The organism is Streptosporangium sp. H16, assembly GCF_051918855.1.
Taxonomy (GTDB): Bacteria; Actinomycetota; Actinomycetes; order Streptosporangiales; family Streptosporangiaceae; genus Streptosporangium.
In genome coordinates, this window is the sequence record NZ_JBPXMD010000019.1 from 1 (window position 1) to 22,743 (window position 22,743).

Annotated in this window: 22 protein-coding genes and 1 pseudogene; 11 read left to right on the plus strand and 12 right to left on the minus strand. The window is 66.5% G+C overall.

Features of this window, described 5'->3' with window-relative positions; translation table 11 throughout:
* On the plus strand, window positions 1–480 hold a 480-nt coding region (locus ACTOQ2_RS27930; protein WP_440103502.1), incomplete at its 5' end, for an RICIN domain-containing protein.
* Window positions 481–742: 262 nt separating this feature from the next.
* On the opposite strand, the gene ACTOQ2_RS27935 is transcribed toward ACTOQ2_RS27930, so the two are convergent.
* The 3 genes from ACTOQ2_RS27935 to ACTOQ2_RS27945 form a co-directional block, all read right to left on the minus strand.
* Window positions 743–1,600 (minus strand): SAM-dependent methyltransferase, encoded by an 858-nt coding sequence (locus ACTOQ2_RS27935; protein ID WP_440103504.1) that lies wholly within the window; start codon window positions 1,598–1,600, stop codon window positions 743–745.
* A 416-nt stretch (window positions 1,601–2,016) separates the two neighbouring features.
* Complete coding sequence (locus tag ACTOQ2_RS27940; protein ID WP_440103505.1) at window positions 2,017–3,438, minus strand: endo-1,4-beta-xylanase; 1,422 nt, start codon at window positions 3,436–3,438, stop codon at window positions 2,017–2,019.
* Window positions 3,439–3,960: 522 nt separating this feature from the next.
* The gene (locus ACTOQ2_RS27945) at window positions 3,961–4,521 is read right to left on the minus strand and encodes a DUF1697 domain-containing protein (protein WP_440103506.1); all 561 of its coding nucleotides are present in this window, start codon (window positions 4,519–4,521) and stop codon (window positions 3,961–3,963) included.
* 194 nt (window positions 4,522–4,715) lie between these two features.
* Between ACTOQ2_RS27945 and ACTOQ2_RS27950 the strand changes: the two genes are divergently transcribed.
* From ACTOQ2_RS27950 to ACTOQ2_RS27960, 3 genes are all read left to right on the plus strand, one after another.
* Entirely contained in the window at window positions 4,716–5,519 is an 804-nt protein-coding gene (locus ACTOQ2_RS27950) for a hypothetical protein (RefSeq protein WP_440103508.1), read from the plus strand.
* The gene (locus tag ACTOQ2_RS27955) at window positions 5,519–5,896 is read left to right on the plus strand and encodes a GntR family transcriptional regulator (RefSeq protein WP_440103509.1); all 378 of its coding nucleotides are present in this window, start codon (window positions 5,519–5,521) and stop codon (window positions 5,894–5,896) included. The genes ACTOQ2_RS27950 and ACTOQ2_RS27955 overlap by 1 nt, the downstream gene beginning before the upstream one ends.
* A gap of 438 nt (window positions 5,897–6,334) precedes the next feature.
* The gene (locus ACTOQ2_RS27960) at window positions 6,335–7,981 is read left to right on the plus strand and encodes an alpha/beta hydrolase (protein WP_440103511.1); all 1,647 of its coding nucleotides are present in this window, start codon (window positions 6,335–6,337) and stop codon (window positions 7,979–7,981) included.
* Between the two features lie 498 nt (window positions 7,982–8,479).
* Here the strand turns inward: ACTOQ2_RS27960 and ACTOQ2_RS27965 are convergent, their stop codons facing one another.
* A complete protein-coding gene (locus tag ACTOQ2_RS27965) occupies window positions 8,480–8,935 on the minus strand; it encodes a hypothetical protein (protein ID WP_440103512.1) in 456 nt (151 codons plus the stop codon).
* Window positions 8,936–9,094: 159 nt separating this feature from the next.
* Window positions 9,095–9,457: a hypothetical protein gene (locus ACTOQ2_RS27970; RefSeq protein WP_440103513.1), complete on the minus strand. Its 363-nt coding sequence runs from the start codon at window positions 9,455–9,457 to the stop codon at window positions 9,095–9,097.
* A 308-nt stretch (window positions 9,458–9,765) separates the two neighbouring features.
* On the opposite strand from ACTOQ2_RS27970, the gene ACTOQ2_RS27975 reads away from it, so the two are divergent.
* A complete protein-coding gene (locus ACTOQ2_RS27975; protein WP_440103515.1) occupies window positions 9,766–10,224 on the plus strand; it encodes a hypothetical protein in 459 nt (152 codons plus the stop codon).
* Here ACTOQ2_RS27975 and ACTOQ2_RS27980 read toward each other — a convergent pair.
* A complete protein-coding gene (locus ACTOQ2_RS27980; protein ID WP_440103517.1) occupies window positions 10,143–10,433 on the minus strand; it encodes a transposase domain-containing protein in 291 nt (96 codons plus the stop codon). The two genes, ACTOQ2_RS27975 and ACTOQ2_RS27980, sit on opposite strands and share 82 nt — an antisense overlap.
* A gap of 399 nt (window positions 10,434–10,832) precedes the next feature.
* On the opposite strand from ACTOQ2_RS27980, the gene ACTOQ2_RS27985 reads away from it, so the two are divergent.
* Window positions 10,833–11,015, plus strand: a complete 183-nt coding sequence (locus tag ACTOQ2_RS27985) for a hypothetical protein (protein WP_440103519.1) — start codon at window positions 10,833–10,835, stop codon at window positions 11,013–11,015.
* Between the two features lie 27 nt (window positions 11,016–11,042).
* Window positions 11,043–11,312, plus strand: coding sequence for an oxygenase MpaB family protein (locus ACTOQ2_RS27990; RefSeq protein ID WP_440103725.1), 270 nt, complete (start codon window positions 11,043–11,045; stop codon window positions 11,310–11,312).
* On the opposite strand, the gene ACTOQ2_RS27995 is transcribed toward ACTOQ2_RS27990, so the two are convergent.
* Window positions 11,290–11,646, minus strand: coding sequence for a hypothetical protein (locus ACTOQ2_RS27995; RefSeq protein WP_440103521.1), 357 nt, complete (start codon window positions 11,644–11,646; stop codon window positions 11,290–11,292). The two genes, ACTOQ2_RS27990 and ACTOQ2_RS27995, sit on opposite strands and share 23 nt — an antisense overlap.
* 47 nt (window positions 11,647–11,693) lie before the next feature.
* Here ACTOQ2_RS27995 and ACTOQ2_RS28000 point away from each other — a divergent pair, with 47 nt between their 5' ends.
* Complete coding sequence (locus tag ACTOQ2_RS28000; protein ID WP_440103523.1) at window positions 11,694–12,089, plus strand: ATP-binding protein; 396 nt, start codon at window positions 11,694–11,696, stop codon at window positions 12,087–12,089.
* A 78-nt stretch (window positions 12,090–12,167) separates the two neighbouring features.
* Here ACTOQ2_RS28000 and ACTOQ2_RS28005 read toward each other — a convergent pair whose 3' ends face one another.
* Together ACTOQ2_RS28005 and ACTOQ2_RS28010 are read right to left on the minus strand one after the other, a co-directional pair.
* A complete protein-coding gene (locus ACTOQ2_RS28005; RefSeq protein WP_440073801.1) occupies window positions 12,168–12,536 on the minus strand; it encodes a hypothetical protein in 369 nt (122 codons plus the stop codon).
* A gap of 595 nt (window positions 12,537–13,131) precedes the next feature.
* A complete protein-coding gene (locus ACTOQ2_RS28010) occupies window positions 13,132–16,317 on the minus strand; it encodes an AfsR/SARP family transcriptional regulator (RefSeq protein ID WP_440103525.1) in 3,186 nt (1,061 codons plus the stop codon).
* A gap of 368 nt (window positions 16,318–16,685) precedes the next feature.
* Here ACTOQ2_RS28010 and ACTOQ2_RS28015 point away from each other — a divergent pair, with 368 nt between their 5' ends.
* Window positions 16,686–16,853 (plus strand): hypothetical protein, encoded by a 168-nt coding sequence (locus ACTOQ2_RS28015; RefSeq protein ID WP_440073803.1) that lies wholly within the window; start codon window positions 16,686–16,688, stop codon window positions 16,851–16,853.
* 65 nt (window positions 16,854–16,918) lie between these two features.
* Here the strand turns inward: ACTOQ2_RS28015 and ACTOQ2_RS28020 are convergent, their stop codons facing one another.
* Complete coding sequence (locus ACTOQ2_RS28020; protein WP_440103527.1) at window positions 16,919–17,941, minus strand: M48 family metallopeptidase; 1,023 nt, start codon at window positions 17,939–17,941, stop codon at window positions 16,919–16,921.
* Window positions 17,942–18,316: 375 nt separating this feature from the next.
* Between ACTOQ2_RS28020 and ACTOQ2_RS28025 the strand changes: the two are divergent.
* Window positions 18,317–18,511, plus strand: a pseudogene (locus tag ACTOQ2_RS28025) (hypothetical protein); the annotation flags it as partial.
* Between the two features lie 854 nt (window positions 18,512–19,365).
* Entirely contained in the window at window positions 19,366–20,295 is a 930-nt protein-coding gene (locus ACTOQ2_RS28030; RefSeq protein ID WP_440103528.1) for a hypothetical protein, read from the plus strand.
* Window positions 20,296–20,590: 295 nt separating this feature from the next.
* Here the strand turns inward: ACTOQ2_RS28030 and ACTOQ2_RS28035 are convergent, their stop codons facing one another.
* Entirely contained in the window at window positions 20,591–21,223 is a 633-nt protein-coding gene (locus ACTOQ2_RS28035) for a hypothetical protein (RefSeq protein ID WP_440103529.1), read from the minus strand.
* 1,079 nt (window positions 21,224–22,302) lie between these two features.
* Window positions 22,303–22,680, minus strand: a complete 378-nt coding sequence (locus ACTOQ2_RS28040) for a hypothetical protein (protein WP_440103530.1) — start codon at window positions 22,678–22,680, stop codon at window positions 22,303–22,305.
* Window positions 22,681–22,743 lie beyond the last annotated feature (63 nt).

Here is a 22,743-nt window from a genome sequence, read left to right on the forward strand (position 1 = left end):
ACCTCGGTCCTGAACGCCCTCAACGCCGCCGACCCCAACCCCACGCCCACCCCGACTCCCACGCCAACGGTGACCCCCACCTCGGGTGGCGGTACCGGGCAGATCAGGGGCGTCGGTTCCGGCCGCTGCGTGGACGTGCCCAACTCCAGCACCACCGACGGCACCCAGGTGACCCTGTGGGACTGCCACACCAACCCCAACCAGCAGTGGACCTACACCGCCGCGCAGGAGCTGCGGGTCTACGGCAACAAGTGCCTGGACGCCGCCGGCACCGCCAACGGCGTCAAGGCCCAGATCTACGCCTGCCACGGCGGCAACAACCAGAAGTGGCGCCTGAACACCAACGGCACCATCACCGGCGTGCAGTCCGGACTGTGCCTGGACGCCGCCGGCAACGGCACCGCCAACGGCACCCTGACCCAGATCTACTCCTGCCACGGCGGCAACAACCAGAGGTGGACCTTCGCCGGCCAGTCCTGACACCGCACCATCCATGACGGCCTGATGGCCGGGGTTGCTACGGCACCCCGGCCATAAGGCCTGTGCGCCGGGCATCACGGTCCGTGTCGTCAGGCCTGTGCGCCGGGCACCACGGTCCGTGTCGGTGACCGGTTCGGTGCGCGTGTGCCCGGCCACGGCCCAACCGGCGACCCTGCGGGAGAAGACGTCCGGGACGACCGCCGGCAGATGGCGACGCGGGTCGATGCGCGGGCGGCCATTCGACATGGCCGCCCGCGAAATCTCACGGCTTCACGGCCACGCCACCGTAGGCCCAAGCGTGGCCGCCGCCGGGAATCGATTCTTGGTATTCGTCCTCGTTCGGCCGCCAGGTGACCACTTCGACGAGTCCGGGGGGCACCATCGTCCAGCCCTGGAAGAATTTCGTCACCTGCGCGTGACTTCGTGGAACCATCGGCGCAGAGCCCTTGTCATAGGGCTTGGTGAATCTCTCTTTGGGCACCTGCGGCGCGAAGTCGAGCGTGATGTGCGACAACAGCAGCCGGCTGCCCGAGGGGACGGCCGATTTGTATCGCTCGACCAACTCGTAGGGTTTTTCCTCATCGGTGATGAAGTGCAGGACACCGGCCATGATGAGCGCCACCGGCCGGGTGAAGTCAATGACTTTGGTGACCTCCGGATGCGACAGGATCCGATCCGGATCCCGTAGATCGGCCTCGATCACCGTGGTCATGCCCTCTTCGCTGCTCGCCAGCAGGGCGCGCCCGTGAACCAGGACGATGGGATCGTTGTCCACATACGCCACGCGAGCTGCTGGATTGATCTGTTGAGCGATCTCGTGGGTGTTCCCCTGGGTGGGGATACCGGTGCCGATGTCCAGGAACTGGGTGATTTCGGCGTCCTCGGCGAGATGACGTACGGCTCGGCCGAGAAAGGCCCGATGGGCGCGCACCCCTTCCCGCGTGCCAGGTGAAAGTGCGGCGAGTTGTTCCGCCGCCTCGCGGTCGGCGGCGAAATGGTCTTTGCCCCCCAAGAGGTAGTCGTATATGCGTGCTGGGTGAGGGATCGTCGGGTCGATTCGCGCGCCGGGCGCATTGGCGTCGGCTGACTGCGCATTTAATCGGTCAACGGAATCGACCATTGGTGCTCCTTGAAGACGTGCCTGTATTGACGCGGCCGTCGATATGGGACGTGACGTTGCCCCACTCTAGCCTGTTATCAATCGGTTCGCCGCTTACGGTGATCACCTGAGGGATGACGTCGATGATCATGACTTACGGATGAAGACGGCCCGATGAACTTACTTATGTCGCATACATCCCATAACTACATCAAGTACCCAAAATACACCGTTCCTCATGATTTGATTGAATCGTTTCATTATCCGTCTGGCATTTCGAGGGGGTGCCGATCGCATGCGTGCGGGAGTGCTTCATCCGAGCGCGCCCTTGATCCGTTAGCGTTAACACCATCGGTGTCCCCGATGCCGGCGTGTGATCGAAGAGGTCGAGCACCGACCGCTGGTCGATCAGGTGTCACGCCAGGAGAAGCCGGGGTTCATCCCGTCGTTTCGCCTCCGTTACAGGTGATCGACGGGACAACCGCGGTGCCGTTGGCGGTGAAGCCGAAGGTGGTCGACTGACCCGCCGCGACGGAGCCGTTGTACGCGGCGTTGCGGACGCTCACGCTGGAGCCGGACACGGTGTGCCGACCGCTCCACAGGCTGCTGATGGTCTGCCCGCCGGGCCAGGTCCACCTCACCGTCCACCCGTTGACCGGCGAGCTGCCCGCGCGGACGGTCACCGTCGACTGGAAGCCGCCCGGCCAGCTGTTGATCGTCGCGATCGTCGCCGAACACGCGCCCGGACCCGGAGTCGGGGTGGGGTCCGGGGTGGGGGTCACCGTTGGCGTGGGAGTCGGGGTGGGGTCCGGGTTGGGGTCGGCGGCGTTGAGGGCGTTCAGCACGGCGGTGTAGGCCGGCTTCTTGGTGCTGCCGCTGAACAGCAGCGGGGTGTCGCCCGAGCGCCAGGAGTCCTGGTCGCGCACGCCCCACACGGTGATGCCGGTGCAACGTGGCACCGCCAGGCAGTCGTTGACCACGTTGGCGTAGGTGGTGGCGGAGGCACCCTGGATGTCCAGCTCGGTGATCTGCACATCCACGCCGAGGGCGGCGAAACTGGAGATCGTGGTGCGGAAGTTGCTGTTGTAGGGGCTGCCGCTGTTGAAGTGCGACTGCAGGCCGACGCAGTCGATCGGCACGCCGCGCTGTTTGAAGTCGCGGACCATGTTGTAGACGCCCTGGGTCTTGGCCCAGCTCCAGTTGTCGATGTTGTAGTCGTTGTAGCAGAGCTTGGCGGCCGGGTCGGCGGCACGCGCGGTGCGGAAGGCGACCTCGATCCAGTCGTCGCCGGTGCGCTGGAAGTTGGAGTCGCGCCGGCCGCCGGAGTTGCCGTCGGCGAAGGCCTCGTTGACCACGTCCCAGGCGTAGATCTTGCCCTTGTAGTGGTTCATCACGCCGTTGATGTGGTCGATCATCGCCTGACGCAGGCTGCCGCCCGACAGCGACTGCATCCAGGCCGGCTGGCCGGGGTGCCAGAGCAGGGTGTGCCCGCGCACCCGCTTGCCGTTCTGCACCGCCCAGTCGTAGACCCGATCGCCGCTGGAGAAGTTGAACTGGCCCCTCTGGGGCTCGGTGGCGTCGATCTTCATCTCGTTCTCGGCCGTCACCATGTCGAACTCGCGGTTGGCGATCGTGGTGTACGCCGAGTCGCCGAGCTTGCCGGAACTGATCGCGGTGCCGAAGTAGCGCCCGCTCTGCTGAGCCGCCGAGGCCAGCGTGGACGCGGCCGCATCGGCCGGCAGCGGCATCGTCTGCGCGGAGACCAGACCGAGAATTCCGGCCGCCGTGACCAGCAGCGCGCGTCGCAGGTCACTGAGACGTCCGCGGGTGCGGGAAGGGGGGAAGGCGCGCGAGCTCATGCTTGAGCCTCCATAACCGGACCGACGATGCGAGAAGGCGCGGAGCGTCCGCGTGCACGACGCCGCGTCCGGTCAGCAGGACGCACACCACCAGACGTCGAAGACGGTGATCCTCCGCCGCGTACCATCGCCGAGTCGAGAGAACCGTTCCGAAGGACTCAGTGTGGAAAGGTCGCCGAAAGCCGTCAAGAGCCCCTGATGGTCTTCGGCTCCTTCCTGACCGCGTACGCCTTGGTGGAGGTGGACATTCGGCCCCGGTAGCCGTGTCTCCCGGCGGCCGGATGGCCTGAAACTTTCACTCCCGCTTCCTCGACGATCTGTCGTAGGCGTCACCACGAGCTCCTCAATTGGGAAACTCCACGTGGTCACCTGTCGAGCCACGCTCGACGTCTCCCGGGACCCGGTTCACCATGTCGCGATCCTCCTGGTCGCCGAACGCCGACGGTGCGGCCTCCGCGCCGGCCTTCGGCGGTGAGGTCGCAGCGGGCGTCGATGACGACGGCCCGCCGTTCGCGGCGACAGTCAGGCAGGATGGGCCTGAGTCAGCTCTATCAGCTTGGTGACGGTGTTCCAGTTGCGGGTGGTGGCGATGACACCATCGGCAGGCGCGAATTTCGCCAGGGCTTCCGCGAGCTTGGAGCGGCCCAGGCCGTCCGGAGTGTAGAGGTAGAGCGCACGGTCGCCGAGCCGGAACTCTTCGGGGAGGTGGCTCGCCGCGTCGAGGGATGCCAAGCGCGACGCGGTGACCGGCTCGGAGAAGTACGTGACGTGCAGTTGCCTGCCCTCGAGCGAAGCCGCGGGGAACGGGCAGGTGTCGGCCACCGCCTTCAGATACGCGTGATCACGCACCAGGACATCGACGCCGAAGCCGAAGCGCTCCTCGATGGCCTGCTCCAGCTGCGCTGCGAGCGCGTCCTCGTCGCCCGGAGCACTGGTGAAGACGGCATTGCCGCTCTGCAGGTAAGTGCGTACGTCGCCGTGGCCGAGCTCGGTGAGCAGCGCTCGCAACTCGGCCATCGGGACCTTCTTGTGGCCGCTCACGTTGATGCCCCGAAGGAGCGCCGCGTACGCCTTCGTCGTCATGTCCACACCTTATTGGTGATCAAAGGTGGGCGTTATCCGGTCTCCCAGGTGATCGAGGGCGACATGGTCCGCGACGGCGGGCGCCGCTGAGCCGGGGCTCGCGCCACCGGGACGGTGAGAGCCCGCGGGGCGTTGACTTTGTCGCAACCCATGACGCACTATATTGCTACAAAGCTTGCTACAAAGGAGGTGTCATGACCCGTGAACCGTCACCGGACGCCGGCCTGCCGGTGCGTGCGGCCGATCTGCGACTGGCGGGCGAGTGGCTGGCCCGGCACGGCATGGCCGACGCCCGCCCGACCCCGCTGCTGGCCAGCCGGCTGGAGGTCCGGGAACGCGCCCGCCTTGCCGCCTACGTCATCCTGGCCGTGCTGATCATCGCGAGCGCGCTCGCCGCCCGTTCCGTCTTCGACGGCCAGCCGTATCGCCCGCTGCCGCTGCTGGCCCTGACCGCACTGGTGGCCGGGATGCTGCTGGCACAGTCGTTGCTCGACCGGTGGGTGCGAGGCGTCGACCAGCGGGCGGGCGCGACGCTGTCGCGCAGGGCCGCCCATCCGATCCAGCCCGGCTGGCGGGTCGTGCTCGGCCGGCCGTACGCCGTCTTCGCGGTCGCCACGTTCGCCGGCGCGATGGCGCTGGCCGGCAGCGCCCTGGCCGTTCCCGACCCCACCGTGCGGCAGCTGGCCGTCGTCGTGCTGATCGGCCTGCTCGGCGTGACGGCCATCACCGCCATACAGCTGCGCCACCTGCTCAGGTTCCCGGTCGTGGCGCAGGACGAGGAGTCGCTGACCGCCGACGTCATCATGCGCGTGGAGGACGCCCGCGAACTCACCACGCCCAGCGTGCAGTGGTCGCTGCCCATGGTGCTGCTGTTCGGCACCGCGCCCGGCTGGTGGAGTGCCGCCGCGGTCGTCTACCTGATCCTGGGCGCGTTCGTCGCGCTCCGTTTCAAGACGCCGTCGAGCACGACGGTGGCCCGGCGAGCCATGAGCATTTGATGATCGTCATCGACGCGGCCTCGCCGGTGCCGCCGTTCGAGCAGCTGCGCTCCCAGCTCGCCCGGCAGATCCAGGACCGCACGCTGGCCGTGGGGACCCGGCTGCCGACCATCCGCCACCTCGCGGCCGACCTCGCTCTGGCCGTCAACACGGTCGGCCGGGCCTACCGGGAGCTGGAGGAGGCGGGGCTGATCGAGACGCGCGGGCGGGCGGGCTCGTTCGTGGCGGCCGCCGGCGAGGAGGGCCGGGAGCGGGCCCGCCGGGCCGCCGCCGACTACGCGGCCGTGATCGCCAGCGTCGGCATCGACACGGGCGAGGCGATCCGCATCGTGCAGGCGGCTCTGACCTCCGGCGCGGCGGCACCGGCCTCGTCATGACCTCGCCCCGGCCGCGGGGTCACGTCGCCGGACGCACGACACCGGCATAGCGGCCGCTCAGACGGCGTCCGAGCCGCCGCATCGGCTGCTCCGGAAATCCCGCACCAACCCCGCGGTGATCTCGATCTCGGTACGGGGCACGCGAAGCGACGGCAGCCGGATGGCGGCCGCCCGTTCCGGTCGCCGGACAGGGAACCGGCTCGTGAAAGGCGCGGGCGCCTGACCGATCGATCCACCCGGGTGACGGCTCGTCGTAGCCGCAGGAGTTCGGGGCCGCAACGGTGGAGGGCGGCGACTCCGCCCGCGTCGGCCCGCTCGACTCCCACCGCGAACCACGGCCCCTGTTTCCGTGTGATCAAGCGAAGGGTCTCGCGTATCCGGCCGTGCCGATTTCACAGGCATCGAGAAAGCATCTGTTCCTGTCGACAAGGAGTATCAATGCGATTAAGCCCGCGATCAAGTCTGACAGCGTTCATCGCCGCGGTGACGGTGGCCACCATGACGGCAGGCGCGCCCCCGCAGGCCGAGGCCCGGACAGGCGCGCCGGAGCCGGCGGTGGCCGAAGCCGGGGGAACGGCCCCGATCTGGGGCGAGTGCCCGCCGGCGGCGCCCGGCGGCATCACGCGCGACCCGCGCCAGCGGTGCGCGACGTTGCGGGTGCCGCTGGACTACCGCGCCCCGCGCGGGCGGAACATCGAGATCGCGATCTCCCGGATCGGCACGGCGCGACCCGGGTCGCGCCGCGGGATCCTGCTGTCCAACCCGGGCGGCCCGGGCGACAGCGGCCTGGACCTGCCCAGCCGGCTGGCCGTCGTCCTGCCGCCCGAGGTCCTGGATCGGTACGACCTGATCGGCTTCGATCCGCGAGGGGTCGGCCACAGTACTCCGGTCACCTGTGGTCTCGATCTTGTGAAGCAGTTCACGCTGCTGCTGCCCTACCCGGCGCCCGATGGCGGCATCGAGCGTAACCTCGCCTTCGCACGGGACACCGCGGCCGCGTGCGCCGAGCATTCCGGCGATCTGCTTCCGTTCGTCACCACGGCCAACACAGCCCGGGACATGGACCGCATCCGAGCCGCGCTCGGCGAGCCGAAACTGTCCTACTTCGGCCTCTCCTACGGCACCTATCTAGGAGCGGTCTACCTCTCGCTGTTCCCCGGACGCGACGATCGGATCGTGCTGGACAGCGCCGTCGATCCGGGCACGGTGTGGCGGGACATGTTGCGGGGCTGGAGCGAGGCGGTCGCGGTGCGGCTGCCCGACCTGCTCGCCTTCGCGGCCGAGCGGGACGCCGTCTACCACCTCGGCGCGACGCCGGACGAGGTCAGGCGCACCTACGATCGGCTGACCGCGGCCCTCGACCGGCGGCCCCTGCCGGACCCGGGCGGCTTCGTCCTCGACGGCAACGCCCTGCGCGAGATCACCCGCATGGGGCTTTACTTCGACGGCCACTTCCCCTCCATAGCCGAGTTGTGGCAGGAGGTCGCGGCCGCCGTCTCAGGATCCGCCCTGGATCCCGCCGTCTTGACGCGGCTGGACCGGCCGGGGCTGGTCGGCGGGGCCGGCGGTGGCGGGGGCGCGGGGAGGGCGGAGATACCGGCGGACAACCATGTCGCCGCGCTCTACGCGGTGATCTGCGATGACGCGGCCTGGCCGCGCAGCGTGGCGCTGCACGCCCGGCAGGTCGCGGCCGACCGGCGGGCGTGGCCGGTGACGGCGGGCATGCCCTCGAACCTGTGGCCGTGCGCGGCCTGGCACAGCCGGCCGGTGGAGCCGCCGGTGACGGTGACCGGTCACGGGCCGCGCAACGTGCTGATCCTGCAGAACACCCGCGATCCCTCCACCTCTTTGGCGGGCGCGCGCGGCCTGCGCGCCGCGCTCGGACGGCGGGCCGCCCTGATCACGGTTGACCAGGGTGGCCACGGCGTCGTCGGGCTGGGCAGTTGCGCCGACGAGGCGATGAACTCCTTCCTGGCCACCGGGGCACTGCCCGGGCGAGACCGCTTCTGCCCGGCGCCGTCACCGGCCGGCGCCGCCGCCCGCTCCACGCCCTCGCCGTACATGCCTTCCGTGGGACCGCTGTAGGGCCCTCGCCCGTGGACCGCCGAGCGCCGGTGGGAGGAGGCGGCGGCGAGGGAGACGCGATGATCGCGGGTTCGGAAAGGCATGGCCGGTCACCTTCCAGGTCACCGGCTCGCGGCAGGCCTGCTTGAGCCTGTCGTAGGACCAGGTGCGGGTTCAGTCGAGATTGGATTCCACTCGTTGATCCAGGCGCGATCCCGGCCATGTCCGCGCCGTCATCACCTGGTGCGCAGGACCCGGCGGAATCCAGCGCCCGTATGCCGGTCATATTCTCTGAATATACCGAGGTCGTATAGAGTTTCGGTCGGCGCAAAAATCGAAAAGTGCCTGGAAGGAAAGTAATTTTAATGACCGGCAGCGGAAGAGGATCGTAGGCGTTGTGTCCGTTCTCGGTGTTTCGACTGGCGTCGTTATCGGGGCAGCACCGAGATGCGGATGTGCGGGGGCCACGTGCTCGGCGCCCGCGCAGCCGGCCGGCTCCACCTTCACCCGGCTCGACGCTCACTCCTCAGCCTGACCTTCTCTGAGTACGGTGAGAGCCGCGATCGGGAGCAGCAGCATGGTCAGAGCACCGGAGGGCCGCAGCCCTCTGGTGCTCTCGGCCGGCTCGATCAGCGGCACGCCCGCAGCCGGCGTCGAGCCGGTCGTCCAGAGCGTGACGACCTGCTGCTGCTCCTCCGGCTCGACACGCGACTGCAGGAAGCTGTAGGCGACGGGCGTGAACGGCGCCCCCACCAGACCGCCCAGCCCGAACACGATCACCGCCGAGGTGAGGTCGCCGACGTGGGCGAGGGCGATCGGGCACATCGCCCACAGCCCGATGATCGCGATCAGCACGTGCCGCTGCGGCAGGTCGCGCAACTGGTTGACCGGCGAGGCGCCGATGAACGCGCCCACACCCAGCGCGCCCCACAGCAGGCCGGGCGCCGACGCGTCGGAGCCCGGCGTCCCGCGCACGTACGGTGGGGCGCCACCTCTATCGGCACGGAGAAGAACACCACGACCAGCAGTCGCGCGGCGACCGGCCGGCGACGCAGGATCCGTCACCCCGACTTACCGGCCTTCGGGCGGCGCAACGCGTCGCGGCCCTCGGCGCAAGGTCAACGAGTGGGCCGGTCAGTGAAACTCGTCCGAGGATATGCAGGTCATGAGCGCGTCCAGGCTCAGGCCCCCGCTCAGCACATCTCCGGAGAACAACTGCCTGCCTTTAGGATTGGAAATCCATGGATGGACGCTACACCTGGTGGTGTTGTTACAGGTCTTCGTCTGGCGCACGGTTTTCATCGGGATGTTGTGGCGGTTGACGTCTGCCGAGACGATGATGCGGTTCTGGACCCGGTTGCATATGACAACGTACGTGGCGACAACGGCAGAGCCGCTCGTGGAGATGCCGGAGACCTGTCCGCGGCAGTTGTCGCGGTTGGCGGCCTGTGCAGGCAGCGCTCCGGCGAACAAGGATCCTGCGGCGACCGTTGCCACGAGGGCGACCCTCAGGCATTTGTTTATGGAAAACCCTTTGCGATCGGAGGGGACATGCGAGATGTCGCCTCTTGGTGGATCGAGATGAGAACCAATTGATGATGTAAAGGGCCCTGTGTCCGTGGCCATGTAAAAGTCCCCACAGGTGGCCAGTTCGTGGTCACCACTGATGGCCGGTTCAGGTCCCCGCTTCTCGCTCGCGTGTCGTCGGGAGGTATGTGCCCTGGGCGGTGATCGTGACGGTGTCAGCCAGTCACGAGATCACCGCTCAGGGGGTCTGTTCGGCCACGAAGTCTCCGGGGGAAGTCATGGACATCATCGCCGCCTACCGCGAGGTAGGCACCTATCGCGGCGCCGCGCAGATATGCGGCACCACCCACAAGACCGTCAGACGCATCATCGAGCGGTCCCTGACCAACAACAAGCCGACCTGCCGTAAATCCCGTGAGCACAACTTCGACGCGGTCGCCGAGTTGGTGGCCGAGAAGGTGAAGGCCACCGCGGGGAAGATCTCGGCCAAGCGGCTGCTGCCGCTGGCCCAGGCCGCCGGGTGTACCGGATCGGCGCGTAACTTCCGGCGTCTGGTCGCCTCAGTGAAGAAGGCCTGGCGGCGTGATCACCGTCGCGGGCGGCGCCCGGCGATCTGGACGCCGGGTGAGATGCTGGTCATCGACTGGGGAGAGGCTCAGCGTAACGCGCTGCCGCTCGGCGTGTGCGGTGCAAGGGCCGCCAAGCCGGCGCACAACCGGTCAAAGACCTGCCGGTAGCCCAGCTCGGCGAACAACGCCCCGGCCAGCGGCAAGTACACCGTGACCCGCGCCGGCACCAGCCGGACCCGCCGCTCGGTGGTCTTGGTGACCGCCAGCACGTCATCGACCATCTCGAACGGCACGATCTGGGTCAACTCGCCGATATGACCGGGCGCGAACACCCCGGCCGCTACCTTGACCGTCCGCGTTATGGCAGTCTGTTCCAACAGCGGAGCTCCCGTAGTGAGGATGTCTTGGAGTGACACCCCTCTTCTACGGCAGCTCCGCTGCTTTGCCTACTGGCACCCCTTGACCGACAGCCTCCACACCTAACTGAACGGCGTCGCCCCTGGTCCTCATCGTCGAACCGATCCTCGAACCGGTCTTCGGCCCTGAATCCGGGCGTGGATCCGGCCGTGTGCGCGATCCTGCCGTGAGCGATCGTGTCTCCACCGGCAGCCGAGCGACGTTGACCCATACATTCCTTTCCCTGACGCGCACAAGGGCCCCGGCGCGTGTCGCGCCAGGGCCCCGAAGAGTTCAACACCATCTACCGGCCATCCGGTCGGCTTACCGTCGTCCACATCCGCCGTACCGCCTGGCAGTGATGCGGGGATCGCGGATACGTGACCGCAGACCACCTTTACTACTCCAAGGGCGGCGCCGACATGGAGGACCGCGTCGCCAAGACGAGCATCTTCGGCTTCGCGGTCGGGGCCCTCGACGGCTACCGCCCCGCCGGCTCGTGCATCGTCGAGTGCGTCAAGACCCGGCTGGTGCACGCCGCGGTGCGGCACCTGCTGCAGTAGTCCCCCCACTGGGGCGGCGACATCCCGATCAACCAGGAGGACATACTCGTCACCTGGCACACCCTGCCCACCTTCGCCATGCGCAAGATGATCGAGTGGAAGGTGCCGGTCCGGCCCGCCGAGTCGGAGGCGTACCTGCACGTCTGGCAGGTGACCGCGCACATGCTCTGCATCATGGATGAGTACGTCCCCGCCACCTGGGACGCCGCCTACGCCCAGTCCGACCAGATCCTGCCCCGCAACATGGGCCCGACGCAAGAAAGGCGGCCCAGGGTCACGGGCGCCCGGGCCACTTGAGGGAGCAGACATTGACGGTGCGGGTCGAGAACTTCGGGATCTGGATGAGCCTGGATCGCGGTGCGATCCGTCCGTTCGCGAGGCGCTTCACCCGGTAGGCGCCGGGCCGGCCCCGGAAGTAGTACGTGCCGTTGTCGTCGCGCGCGCTGCCCGCGACGCCCGGACCCACGACCGTGACCGACACGCCCCCCACGTGGGCACACCTGAAGACCAGCTTGAGGAGTCCATACGGCGGTGTCGCCGCGGCCGAGGGAGGTGCGAAGCCGACGGTGGCCACGGCGAGGCTCATCGCGAGCGCGCCTGCAAGGGCAGAACGCCGGACAATGCTGAGCATGATGATCCTTTTCTGGAGAACTCGGCCACTCTAGCCTCGTCTCCCATATGCGCAACGTGGTTCGGAAAATGGTGAAGCGTTTGCGGGGGTTTCTCGCAGCGTGCGGCGGACGAAGCGCTGTAGATCTGGCCGAAATGCCCCGGCACTCGGGCCTGGCTTCCTTCCGTGGCCACGCCGATTCCCCTGGTGGACGTGGCTCGGCCTCAGGGTTCGCGGGCGCAGAGGCACGCGTCCAGGTCGCCGCCGCCTATGAGCGCCGCGCGCTCGGGATCGGCTCGCACTGGCCCTTCGACCAATGGGGGCGTTTTCTGCCCGAGCACACCACCGCGGTCAGCCTGCTGGATCGGCTCTTGCACCACAGCATCGTCGTGGTCACCGAAGGCGAGTCCTTCCGGATGCGACAAGCCCGAACCCGAGGCCCAGGACGACTCACCAAGAAGTAGTCAACTACGAAGAGGTGGGGACTTTTTTCTGGCCACCAGCGGCGACACGCACTTGGCCGTTGACACCCTGTCTGAGTGTCAAGTACCGAATTGGAACGTCCCGCGCAGGACGGTGCCTCGCCCGCTCCAGTAGCTCTCGTAATCGGCCCGGTAGGTGACGTCTTCGAAGGCGGTGAGTACCTCACAGGTGGCGCCCGGGTGCCGGATGTTGTCATCTCTGATGACAATGGGCCTTCCGATCACACCCGGGCGGGTCAGGGTCACCTCCACCCAGGCGGTCCCTGTGGTGTCATCCGCCCGGACGCACAACTCATTGGTGGGGTCGGCGTAGCGGACGATCCCGTCTCCGACATCCCGTTGAAAGCTCGCCGCCAAGGCTGGTTGCGCGAGGATGACGCTCGCCACCGTGGCAGCGACGCCGACGGTGACCGTTTTGAGCGGGTTCATCGTTCCTCCTTCTCTCGGACAGAGATCAGCCCTCCGAAGCGCCTGGTATTAGGAGGTGAAATATGGCCTCTAGTAAGGATTCGTCATGCTCGAATCTCTCTGACGCGAGCGATCCTCTGGCCGGGGTTCACTGGAGTGATCGTTGCACGCGTCGGTAGCACCGTGGAATATGCGCGGAATACGCCTGGTTACCCGGCTTTGCTTGGCTGAACGGGTACAGCGTCCTCACCTGATGACGCTGCGGACCTTGGAGGCTCCTTGTCGAGCAGCCCGCCTTCGGCGGTCGCGCCGGTCACGACCTGGAGGCTTGCCAGATGCTCCGGTGCATCCGCCAGGCGCAGCAGATAGTTGATGTGGCGGGCCGGCGCGACCGTCTCATGCGCCAGAGGAAGTGGGCGCGATCATCGGCAGGTGATCGATGGAATCTTGTAGCGTCTGCGGACCGGTGCGCCCTGGCAGACCTGTTACGAGCGATTCGAACGCCGGGAAGAGGACCTGGGCCGACCCGGCACCGCGCCGGTGACCTTCGAGGATGACCGCCGACCGTCTGATGGCGGTCATCCACGGCGACGGGTCGCCGAGGCCCGGCTGCCCTTCACCCGAGCCGGGAGTCCAGCGTTCTCACGCCATTCTCGTGCGAGATCCCGCGGAACAGCTCACGGGCCTCCTCCCAGACGGCCCTGGCCGTGCGGTGGTCGCCGGCGGCGTCGTGGGCGTCGCCGAGGGCGCGGAGCGTCCGCGCCAGGTAGGGGATCGAGCCGCGGGTTCGCCACACCCGGACCGAGCGTTCGAGGGTGGCGATGGCGGCGGGCAGATCTCCTTCGGCCAGGTCCAACTGCCCGAGAACGCTGAGCGCGTCGGCGAGATAATGGCCGAAGTTGCCGTCCTCGCTGTGGGCCAGCGTCAGTTCGGCGGTCGCCCTGGCCCGCTCGTCCCCGACCGCGGCGAACAGCTTCGAGAGGTAGAGCAGCGAGAACGTCTCCAGATAGCGGTAGTGCAACCGCCGTGCCATCTCCAAGGAGCTCTCCAGCAGTTCCTGGCCGCCCGTGATGTCACCGCAGAACGATTTCGCCGCGCCGAGGAACTGGGTGATCGTCGTGGTGTAGTGAGCGTTGCCGAGCGCCTCGGCGACCTTCGTCGCCTGCTCCAGGACCGTGAGCGCCCCTTGAGGGTCGTCCTCGCCATGGATGATCGCCATCACGTGATAGGCCCGCGCCTGGCCGCCGAGGTAGTCCGCGTCGGCGGCCGTCCGCAGAGCGCGCTCCGCCAGGGCGAGCGCTTGTGCACCACCGTTCCCGTCGGCCGTCATGCTCCAGGCCAGGGTCGCCAAGGCGTCGGACATTCCGGCCGGATCGTCCAGCATGGTGAACAGGTCGAGGAGCTGCGAAGCGCCGGCCCGCATCCGTGTCATCGCCGGTCCGGGGCCCGCCGGTGAGTTCCAGGTGGTGACCTCCAGGAGGCCGCGCATCAGCACGGCCTCGCCGCGCTTGTCGCCGGTCTCACGGCAGAGGGCGAGCGCCTGCTCGTGCATGCGCTGCCAGCCGTCATACAGGCCGCGCACGTTGAGGTACGTCTCGGTGGATCCCGCGAGGTCCCATGCGAGTTGGGTCAGGCGCGCCTCGCACGCCTGGGCGACCCCCGCCATCAGCGCGGCGTGCTCCGCGCCGAACCAGGCCATCGGGTCGGCCAGCAGCGGGCCGGAAACCGCCGCAGGCAGCCGCCAGCGCGGCGCACAGCCGTGCATGAGTGCGTAGCAGGGGCCCTGGACGTGCTCCGCCGCGACCTCCGCCAGCGCCAGCCACGCACCCAGGGCCCGTTCGAGCGCGGCCTGGCGCTCGGATTCGGAATCCTCGCGCTGCGCCCGCTCACGCGCGTACAACCGGATCAGGTCGTGGAACCGATACCTGAGCCTGCCCGTCTCGTCCGTCCCGGTGAGGTTCAGCAGATGAGCGTCGATCAGGGTTTCTATCTCGTGCTCCGCCTGCCGTACCGGCACGTCCAGGAGGGCCGCCACCGCCCAGGGGGCGAAATCGGGCGCGTCGAGCAGTCCAGCTAACCGGAAGGCCCGCTGCGCACCCGCGGGAAGCGTCCGGTAACTCATCTCGAATCCCGCGCGGATGTCGAGGTCGCCCGCCACAAGTTCGTCCAGCCGGTGCCGTTCCTCCCCGAGGACGCCGGCGAGGTGGGACAGACTCCACTGCCTTCTGCCGAGGAGCCTGGCCGCCGAGATGCGGACCGCCAGCGGGACCCGGCCGCACAGCCGGGTGATCTCCAGAGCCGCGTCCGGGTCGTCCTGGACGCGTTCGTCGCCGACGATCCTTCTCAGCAGGTCCATGGCCTGGGCCGACGGCAGGACGTCGAGTTCCAGCAGGCTCGTGCCCTCGAGACCGACCAGCCGGACACGTCCGGTGAGGAGCACGGCCGTGCCGGGGGCCCCGGGCAGGAGCGGCCGCACCTGCTCCTCTCCGGCGACGTTGTCGAGCAGGATGAGAATTCTGCGTCCGGCCAGGCAGCTCCGGTAGAACGCCACGCGTTCTTCCAGGGATTCGGGTATGCCGGTGGCGCTGATGCCCAGTGCGAACAGGAACCGGCTGAGCACGTCCTCCGGGCGGGCAGGGTCGGCGGAGGCACCGCGCAGGTCCGCGTAGAGCTGGCCGTCGGGAAAGCGATCCGCGATCCGGTGCGCGACGTGCACGGCGAGCGTGGTCTTGCCCAGGCCCCCCAGACCCGCGATGCTGGCCATGGCGACGGTGCCCGGCCGCGGCTTGGTGAGGACCTCGGTGAGTTCTGCCACCTCGCCGTCCCTGCCCGTGAAATCCGCGATGTCCGGCGGCAACTCGGCGGGGGTGGGGGCCGCTTGAGGTTCAGGCGTCGGGGCCGTGGCAGGGACGGGACGGTCGGCGGACAGGGCACGCATGTGCTCGCTCGGCTCGCTGCCCGGTTCATCCGACAGGCGCGCAGCAGTGTCACGGTGGGCCGGCCTGTACGGGCCCGGCCCCACAGGGGAGCCCGTGATCGTCGCCGTGACGCGAGGAACGAGGTCGAGTGAGGGGTCCTGAGTGAGGATTCTCTGATGCATGTCGTGCAGCTCTTCGGCCGGGTCCAGACCGGTCTCCTCGATCAGGGTCTTGCGGGCACGCGTGTATTCGGCGAGCGCGTCCGCCCGCCGGCCACAGCGGTACAGCGCCAGCATCAGCTGCGCGCGCAGCCGCTCCCGCAGCGGGTACTCGTTGGTGAGCGCGGTCAGCTCGCCCAACAGCCCGGCGTGGCGTCCCAGCCTCAGATCCACGGCGATCCGCGACTGCAGGACCGACAGGCGGACCTCGTCCAGCCGCGCGGCCTCCGCGGCCAGCATCGGGACATCGGTCATGCCGACGAACGCGGGCCCGCGCCAGAGACTCAGCGCCTCGTGCAGGCGGTGGGTCGCTTCCTCCGGTTCACCGGCAGCCTCCACCGCCTGCCCTGAGCCGGCCAGGTTCTCGAACCTCGCCGCATCCAGCTCGTCCCGGACCGCCGGCACCAGATAGCCGGAGCCGTGCCGCACGACGCGAGCCGGGTCGCCCAGGTGCCGCCGGAGCCGGTGGACGTAGGTCTGCATGTTCTTGGTGGCGCTCTTCGGAGGGGTGTTCCCCCACAGCGCCACAGCCAGCTGATCTTCCGAAACAGGATTACCCGCTCGGCACAGCAGAACCGCCAACAGCACCCGCGCCTTGGGCGTGCCGAGATCGAGCTGCTCACCCTCTCGCCACACCATCAGCGGACCTAGTATCCCGAACTTCATCGCTCCCCCTTGACTGGACGCACTGTAAACCTGGACGGCCTGTTCCGGTGATCCGCTGGGTGACGAAACGATTGCGAACTCTTCTTGCCCGGGCCGAACCCCAGGACATGACCAGCCGGCTGCCGAACCGTATTACGGCCCCGTTCCACCAGGTCTGCCACGTAGGCGGCCTGAGCAGAGCGGGAGGTGCACCAGGGACATGCGGCTCTTGATACGGCTGGTTCCCGTCGGAGACGCCACGTCGGCGATCGTCCTGACCGGAGAGCTCGGCCTCACAACCCGGCCGGTCCTGGCCACTTTCCTTGATTCGATCGCCGTGCTGGACACCAGCGCTTCCACCGACCACTGCCCCGCGGTCCTGCCGCCGAGTGAGTCAGGTCACCACGACCGTTTTGGGCTATCCCCGTATCGGGGGCCGTCGCGAGTTGAAGCGGGCGACGGAGGATTACTGGGCCGGGCGGGTCGATGCCGCCGGTCTGGGGGAGACGGCCGCCGGTCTGCGCGAGCGGGTGTGGCGGGAGCTGTCGGGGCTGTGAAGGTGAAGCCGAACACCGCCTTCGGGATCGCGTGATGACGGTTGGCGGATTCCTATCCGTCAGGCTTACCGATAGTGGGCGGACTGGGCATCCTCCCTCAAACGCCGCGCCACGCGTCCAGCCGCCTTGTCGAGTTCTCCTTCGATCTGCTCCGAGCTTGCGGCGGACACCCTGGGCGCCAGGTATGGCAGTGCCAGCACGCGTTGCATGCGCAGGTACGTCGGCGGATGGGTCGTGTCGACCCCTGTCTTCTCGACGCGGGCAAACTCGCGGTGTCGTTCGAGCTCGGTTTCGGCAACGGCGTCCACATGGGATCGGAGAGCCGCCCACAGGTTCCCGGTTTCGACGGCCACCGCGCTGGACGCGAGGAAGCTGCCGACCGAGCGCGTCCGGGTGATCAAGACGTCCAGAAGCGAAGCGGCGGCCGCGGAACCGGCCACCTGGGCCTGCATCTCGTCAGCACGGTATTCGGCGTGTTGAGAAGAGCGGTTCAGCAAGAATTCCAGCAGGAAGATCAAGACGCGGACGGGAACGCCCAGGATCGCGAGGAGGCACTCGGTGATGAGAGCGGACACGCCGTCACCGGGTTGCCACCCGAAGCCGGTGACGATGCGGAGCTCGTGGAGCGAGTACAGGGCACTGCCGACGACGAGGCCATGTCTGGCGTCGCCGTTCCTGGAATGGGCCATTTCGTGGGCCAGGAGGGCGACGCGTTCCTGCGGGGTGAGGATCAGCCAGAGTGGGTAGCCGAGCTCCACCAAACGGCTGCGTCGCCAGCCATAGGTACGGAATGAGGCGTTGACCGCACCGCTGATGGCGATCAGGTCTGCTCGGGGGGCCCGCAGCTCCTCGCCGATGCGGTCAACGAGGGCGTACAGATGGGGAGCATCTGAACGGGTGAGGGGTATGGCCGAGGCAGGGAAGGGGGCAGGGCGGGGACGCAGCAGCCAGGCGAGGTCCAGGGCCACAAGGCCAAACAGGATGCCGGTTATCGTCAGACGAGTGACCAGGTATGCGCCGGTGACCAGGAAGGCCGGTGCCAAAAGGTGGACGACCGAGGCAAGGATGTAGCCGCCGGTCCGGGACACGCGACCGGCCGCTCGGCGCGACTGGACGGGAGCCGAAGGAAAGGGCGGGAAGGGTCCCGGAGGTCGCGGCGGTTCCTGGAATGCGCTCGGTGTTTCGGCCGGTAGATCGGTGGACACGACGAACAAAATGTCAGAACCCGAGAATGGCGGCAAGACGCCGAAAGTGGCCGGTCATGCGGCCGAGCCTGGATCACCTCTCCGGATCCGGTGCAGAAGAGTGAACGCGACTTCCGGATGACTGGACCGCATCCTTGCGAAGTCACTCCATGGTTCATGGGGGAGGAGAGCCCGCGTCCGTGGAACGGGCAGGTTCCCTCCAGCCGGCCGGGGGCTGCTGGGGGAGGCCGCCTCTGGCATATGCTCGTTGCGCGGTAGCTGTCGGGGGCGGGGCTGGACGCGGTGCCGTCCAACACCTTTTCCCTGTATGACCACGTGTTGGACACCACCGTCATGGTGGGCGCGGTGCCCGAGCGGTTTTCCGGGGCCGCGGACCCGTACTTCGCGATGGCCCGCGGTGCCGAGGGGGCGGCGCCGCTGGAGATGACCAAGTGGTTCGACACCAACTACCACTAGTTCAGTCGCAAAGGCAACTATTCGCCGGAGAGCGCTCGGCGTAGCGGCTCATTGAGCGATCGATGCTCTGAGCTGCCAGAACGTCTGGGCAACGGGCCAGATAGGTCCTTGAGCTACATGATCGAGATCGCGTTAGCGGGTCGACCCGCGAGGATTTTCATTACTTGGTCAAGGCAGTCCGCCTGCGGCGGCCTGCGCGCGTGGGCGGTCGTTGGCCGCGCTGCGGCTCTTCGGCCGGTCGCGGCCAGCACCGCCCACGCACGAACTGCCAGGAAGGTCCCGCAGATCAACTTCTTCCATCAAACTCCGGCTGACCGCAGGGCAACACATGACCGTGGAACGGACACAAGAGGCCGTACTTGTCGCTTCGTCGTCTGCCTTCTGCCGCTACGCGGTGGATCGACGGGGTGTGGGGTGATCAGAATATCGACTGTCTCTGCGTATCGTTGTGCTAGCATCCGGAATGGCGTCATCGGTCGGCAGTCTGCGCTAGAAAACCCGGTCATTCTTCTGGCGGGCGGACAAACACCGAGTCTCAGTTAGCGGGAAGATCTGCCATCTCATCGATTACGACTAGGGCCGGGTAGTTTTGATCGGAGTCAAATGGCTTCCCAGCCCCTTTTGTTGCCTCCTGGTACGGCAACCACTCTTCTGAACTCTGTATGGGCTCGTGTCATCCTTGTGGTTGCTGCCCATGTGCCTTTGTTGCTGGTCGTGATTCTTGTTGCTCCCGCTCTGGTCATTCTGCCGCTATTCAAGAGCAGGAGCAGTGACGGCAGGGCCCTAATTTGCCTACTCCACCGGTGGAGCCGCGATATTCTCGACCGCTGCGCTGGTCTGGAGATTCGTTGATGAGTCAGGATAAAAATCTCACGCGAGCTGCAGAAAAACGTGCGCTATATACGGGGGAGCGGTACAGCGCATCGCTGCAAGCTCTTCGCGAGCTTGGCGCTAGCGTTGCCACAATCCCGGCAGCTACGAGCCAGCAGGCATTGTTGGAGACGGAAATCCTTCTGGCCTTAAATGGGGCGGCCTATATCATAGGGGATTATGGTAGTCCATCGGATGACGACGAAAAGACGGGTAATTTGATGCTCATCTCCAGCGTTCATCCGCGAATTGATTCGATCGTGCTTGATGTTCGACGTCAGCAACTTTCAGCGCTGATACCTTCGCTTCTGCCATACGCTGAAGGGCCGGAGGATGACAACGTCATGGGGATAGAGGGCCTCCGGGCCTCTATCTGTGGCCGGGGGGATCGCCTCCTTCTGCACCGCAAAGGAGAGGAGGGGGCGGCGTATGTCCGAGTCATCGATTATGCGATGAAGAGGAGTGATTGGCGAGACCTACTAGATAAGTTTCTTAGAGTTTTGGATGATGCATATCACATATGGAATGCGTCACCGAACTCTTGGACTCAAGCCGAGCGTTCAGCAGCTCAGTTCTTTGCTGCAGATCACTCTAAGAGTTCATGGATGTGCAGTGGTATTCTGAGGCGTTTGAACATTTTTCGTACGTCCGGTAACCCGATTCCCGCATGGGTCGATATTTGGGACGGTCGCCTTCAGGATGGCGTCAACCTGCAAGTTGAATGGCCCAATGGCCCTTCGAAGTCGCGAATACTGAATTTTTTATTAGATGTCAATTGTGGCATAGATCTTAAGGTTGCATACGAAGGCGATACGTGGATAAAGCTGAAATCCATCACGGATAAAAAGAAAGGGCAAATTGTCCTGCGTCATAATCTAGCGCTCAGCGATAAATTATACTCTCCAGAGTAACGCATATTTCGCACTTTGATGCCAGGAGAATGCGAGTTCTATAGCGTCAGAGTGCATCCTGGGCCGGGATCAGGGGGCAGGCATCTCCTTTGTCTTGGTATCCACATATTACCTTCTAGTCGCACTTTGGCGGTGCATTCCCCCCATCCTTAATGGAGTGCTGCTCCGCCTACAAGCAGACGGTCATTCTGTCGCGCCGCTTCCGGTGCTCGGGCCCTGGCGGCCCTGCGCTCCGGGTCGGCTTGCCATCGAATGAACTATGGCTGATGCCTGTGACCCGGACCTGCGCCGGATACTACTCGTGAGCGCTGCGGCTTCGTGGAAGCGCTTTAGCCTTGGTCCCTATCGCGTTTTGTGGTTCGTGGGTCGGCTTGGCTTGAAGTGGCACCGATTTTCCCTCCAGATGAGCGCGCCCGTTGCTCAAGAAGATTCCACGCGCCCGGGACGCCTCATTCATGGCGGTCTCCAGCGCCCCTTTAACCTCTTCCAGACTAGATTTGCTGACCACTCCGTATTTCGCGAGAGCCCTCTCAACATGTTGACAAGCAGTGTAGACATCCCAAGCCATATCGAAAAGCTCGACCGGTCCATGTAGCTGAACGTTTATGGCAGTATGTGCCACCTCGTCCAGGCAGGCATCCAGCGCGGCATACTCCTCAGTCGGCACAGCTACATGAGTAGGACGCGATCCGGCCCAGCGCTTGTCCATGATCTGCTGGATGTCAACCACCTTACGACCGAACCGAAACGCGGCCGTGCCGAGCGCAACATAAGCTTGGCGGCGGGCTGCCTGGCGCGCCAACTCGTGGTTGGAATCGCTCGTCGCCGAAGCCACCTTGACCGCACCTCGTCTGCCGACAAGCGCGCCTCCGAGTGTGCCCGCTACTCCAACGATTCCAGTGAGGATCGCTACGATGCCGCCGTCCATATCGGCCCCAATGTGTAGAGGAAGACAGATACCTGATCTCTTTCATACAGCACACGAACGATGGCTGTTGAAACACATCATGACTGGCTCCAATGTCACTCTGAGCTCCCCACAGGACGGACACCTTGTCTGAGTCGACCTTGTGTCAACTGGGGAATAGACCCCGCTCTCAGGCCAAAGCTGAGACCAGCTAAGGGGGTTGGCTGCTGGGGCGATCGACGCCAAGCCCCTCCTTCGTCGGGGCTTGCCACCGGTGACCATGGCTGAGGTGACAGCAGCGCTAATAGCAACGTCCCCACGCATGGACTCACTTCGGCTACCGTCCACCACCCTCTGACCACGGTCTTCGCTACCCCACCAGCGTGATTGGTCCGCCTGAAAAGCGGATGGTCACGCTGCTGTGAGGCTTCCCTTTCCCGAGGTTGGACGAAGAGAGCGCAGGTTTATCTGCATTATTGAAGCGTCAGTGCTCCGCGCCGCCGTACGGCGCGGCACGCCCGTCCGTGCCGGGCGGACATCGGGATCGGGCATGCGGCCTGGAGGCCGGTCCCGTCCCGCGCCCGCCCGGCGCGGACGGCCGGACCCCGCCGCCCGCCGCACCAGCCCGCCCGCCGTACTGAACATCGCGCCGACCGTGAACGCACTGCCGCCCGCTCCGACCACCGGCCCAACCGCTACGCGGCCCCTTCGGGGTCCTTCGGATTGCGCCGGCCGCTCCGCTCGTGTTCATCAGGGACGCTCGAATAGTGGGAGTAACACCTCTGCCGCCCCGCTTCCGATGCGCGGGCCTGGCGGCCCTGTGCTTCGGGTCGGGTTGCCACCGGATGACATGGTCACCAACAGCAAGAGGGACCTATCCCGCTGCCGTCAAATGTCCCTAGCCTGCCGTAGCCGGTCCAACGCATCGTTGACCAGGCGACCGAGGTTTCCCAGTTCGTGCGCCATCCGGTGACGTTCGTTGTCCTCCCAAGCCCTGATAGCCGCCCCGAGGTTGCCTGACCTACCGGCAGTGATGATGATCTCTTGGCCGTTGACACGCTTCGTAGCCGCATCGCCCAGGATGACCCAGCCGTGCACGGTCAAGTCCCCCGAGCGGCCAGGATCAGGTCAACCACCTTTTCCGGCTGTTCCTGCCTGACGGTCTGAAGGTCGGCGCTGTTACGGATGGACACCAGGTAGCAGCCCGAGCGCGGCCCCATGGTCACCGTGGCCACGCGCCAGCCCTGCGGACCCTTCACGGTCAGTTCCGGCGGGTGTCGCTCCATCCACGACCGGAGCGGAGGCTGGTCGGGCCAGGCGGCCTCACTGTTGGCGAACAGCCCCAGGCTGATCGTGTGATGACGGTGAGCACGGATTCCCCGCTCGATGAGAAGCCGCTGAACCACCGCCAGCGCCTTGTCGTGGCTCTCCACCGTCGCCTCGTCAACGACAGGGGGGACGGCTCTACAGTTGTCCATGGGTCGCACCTCCAGTGTGCGATCAAGGAACCCGTACGGCGTGACCGCGCCTGCGGGTTCCGC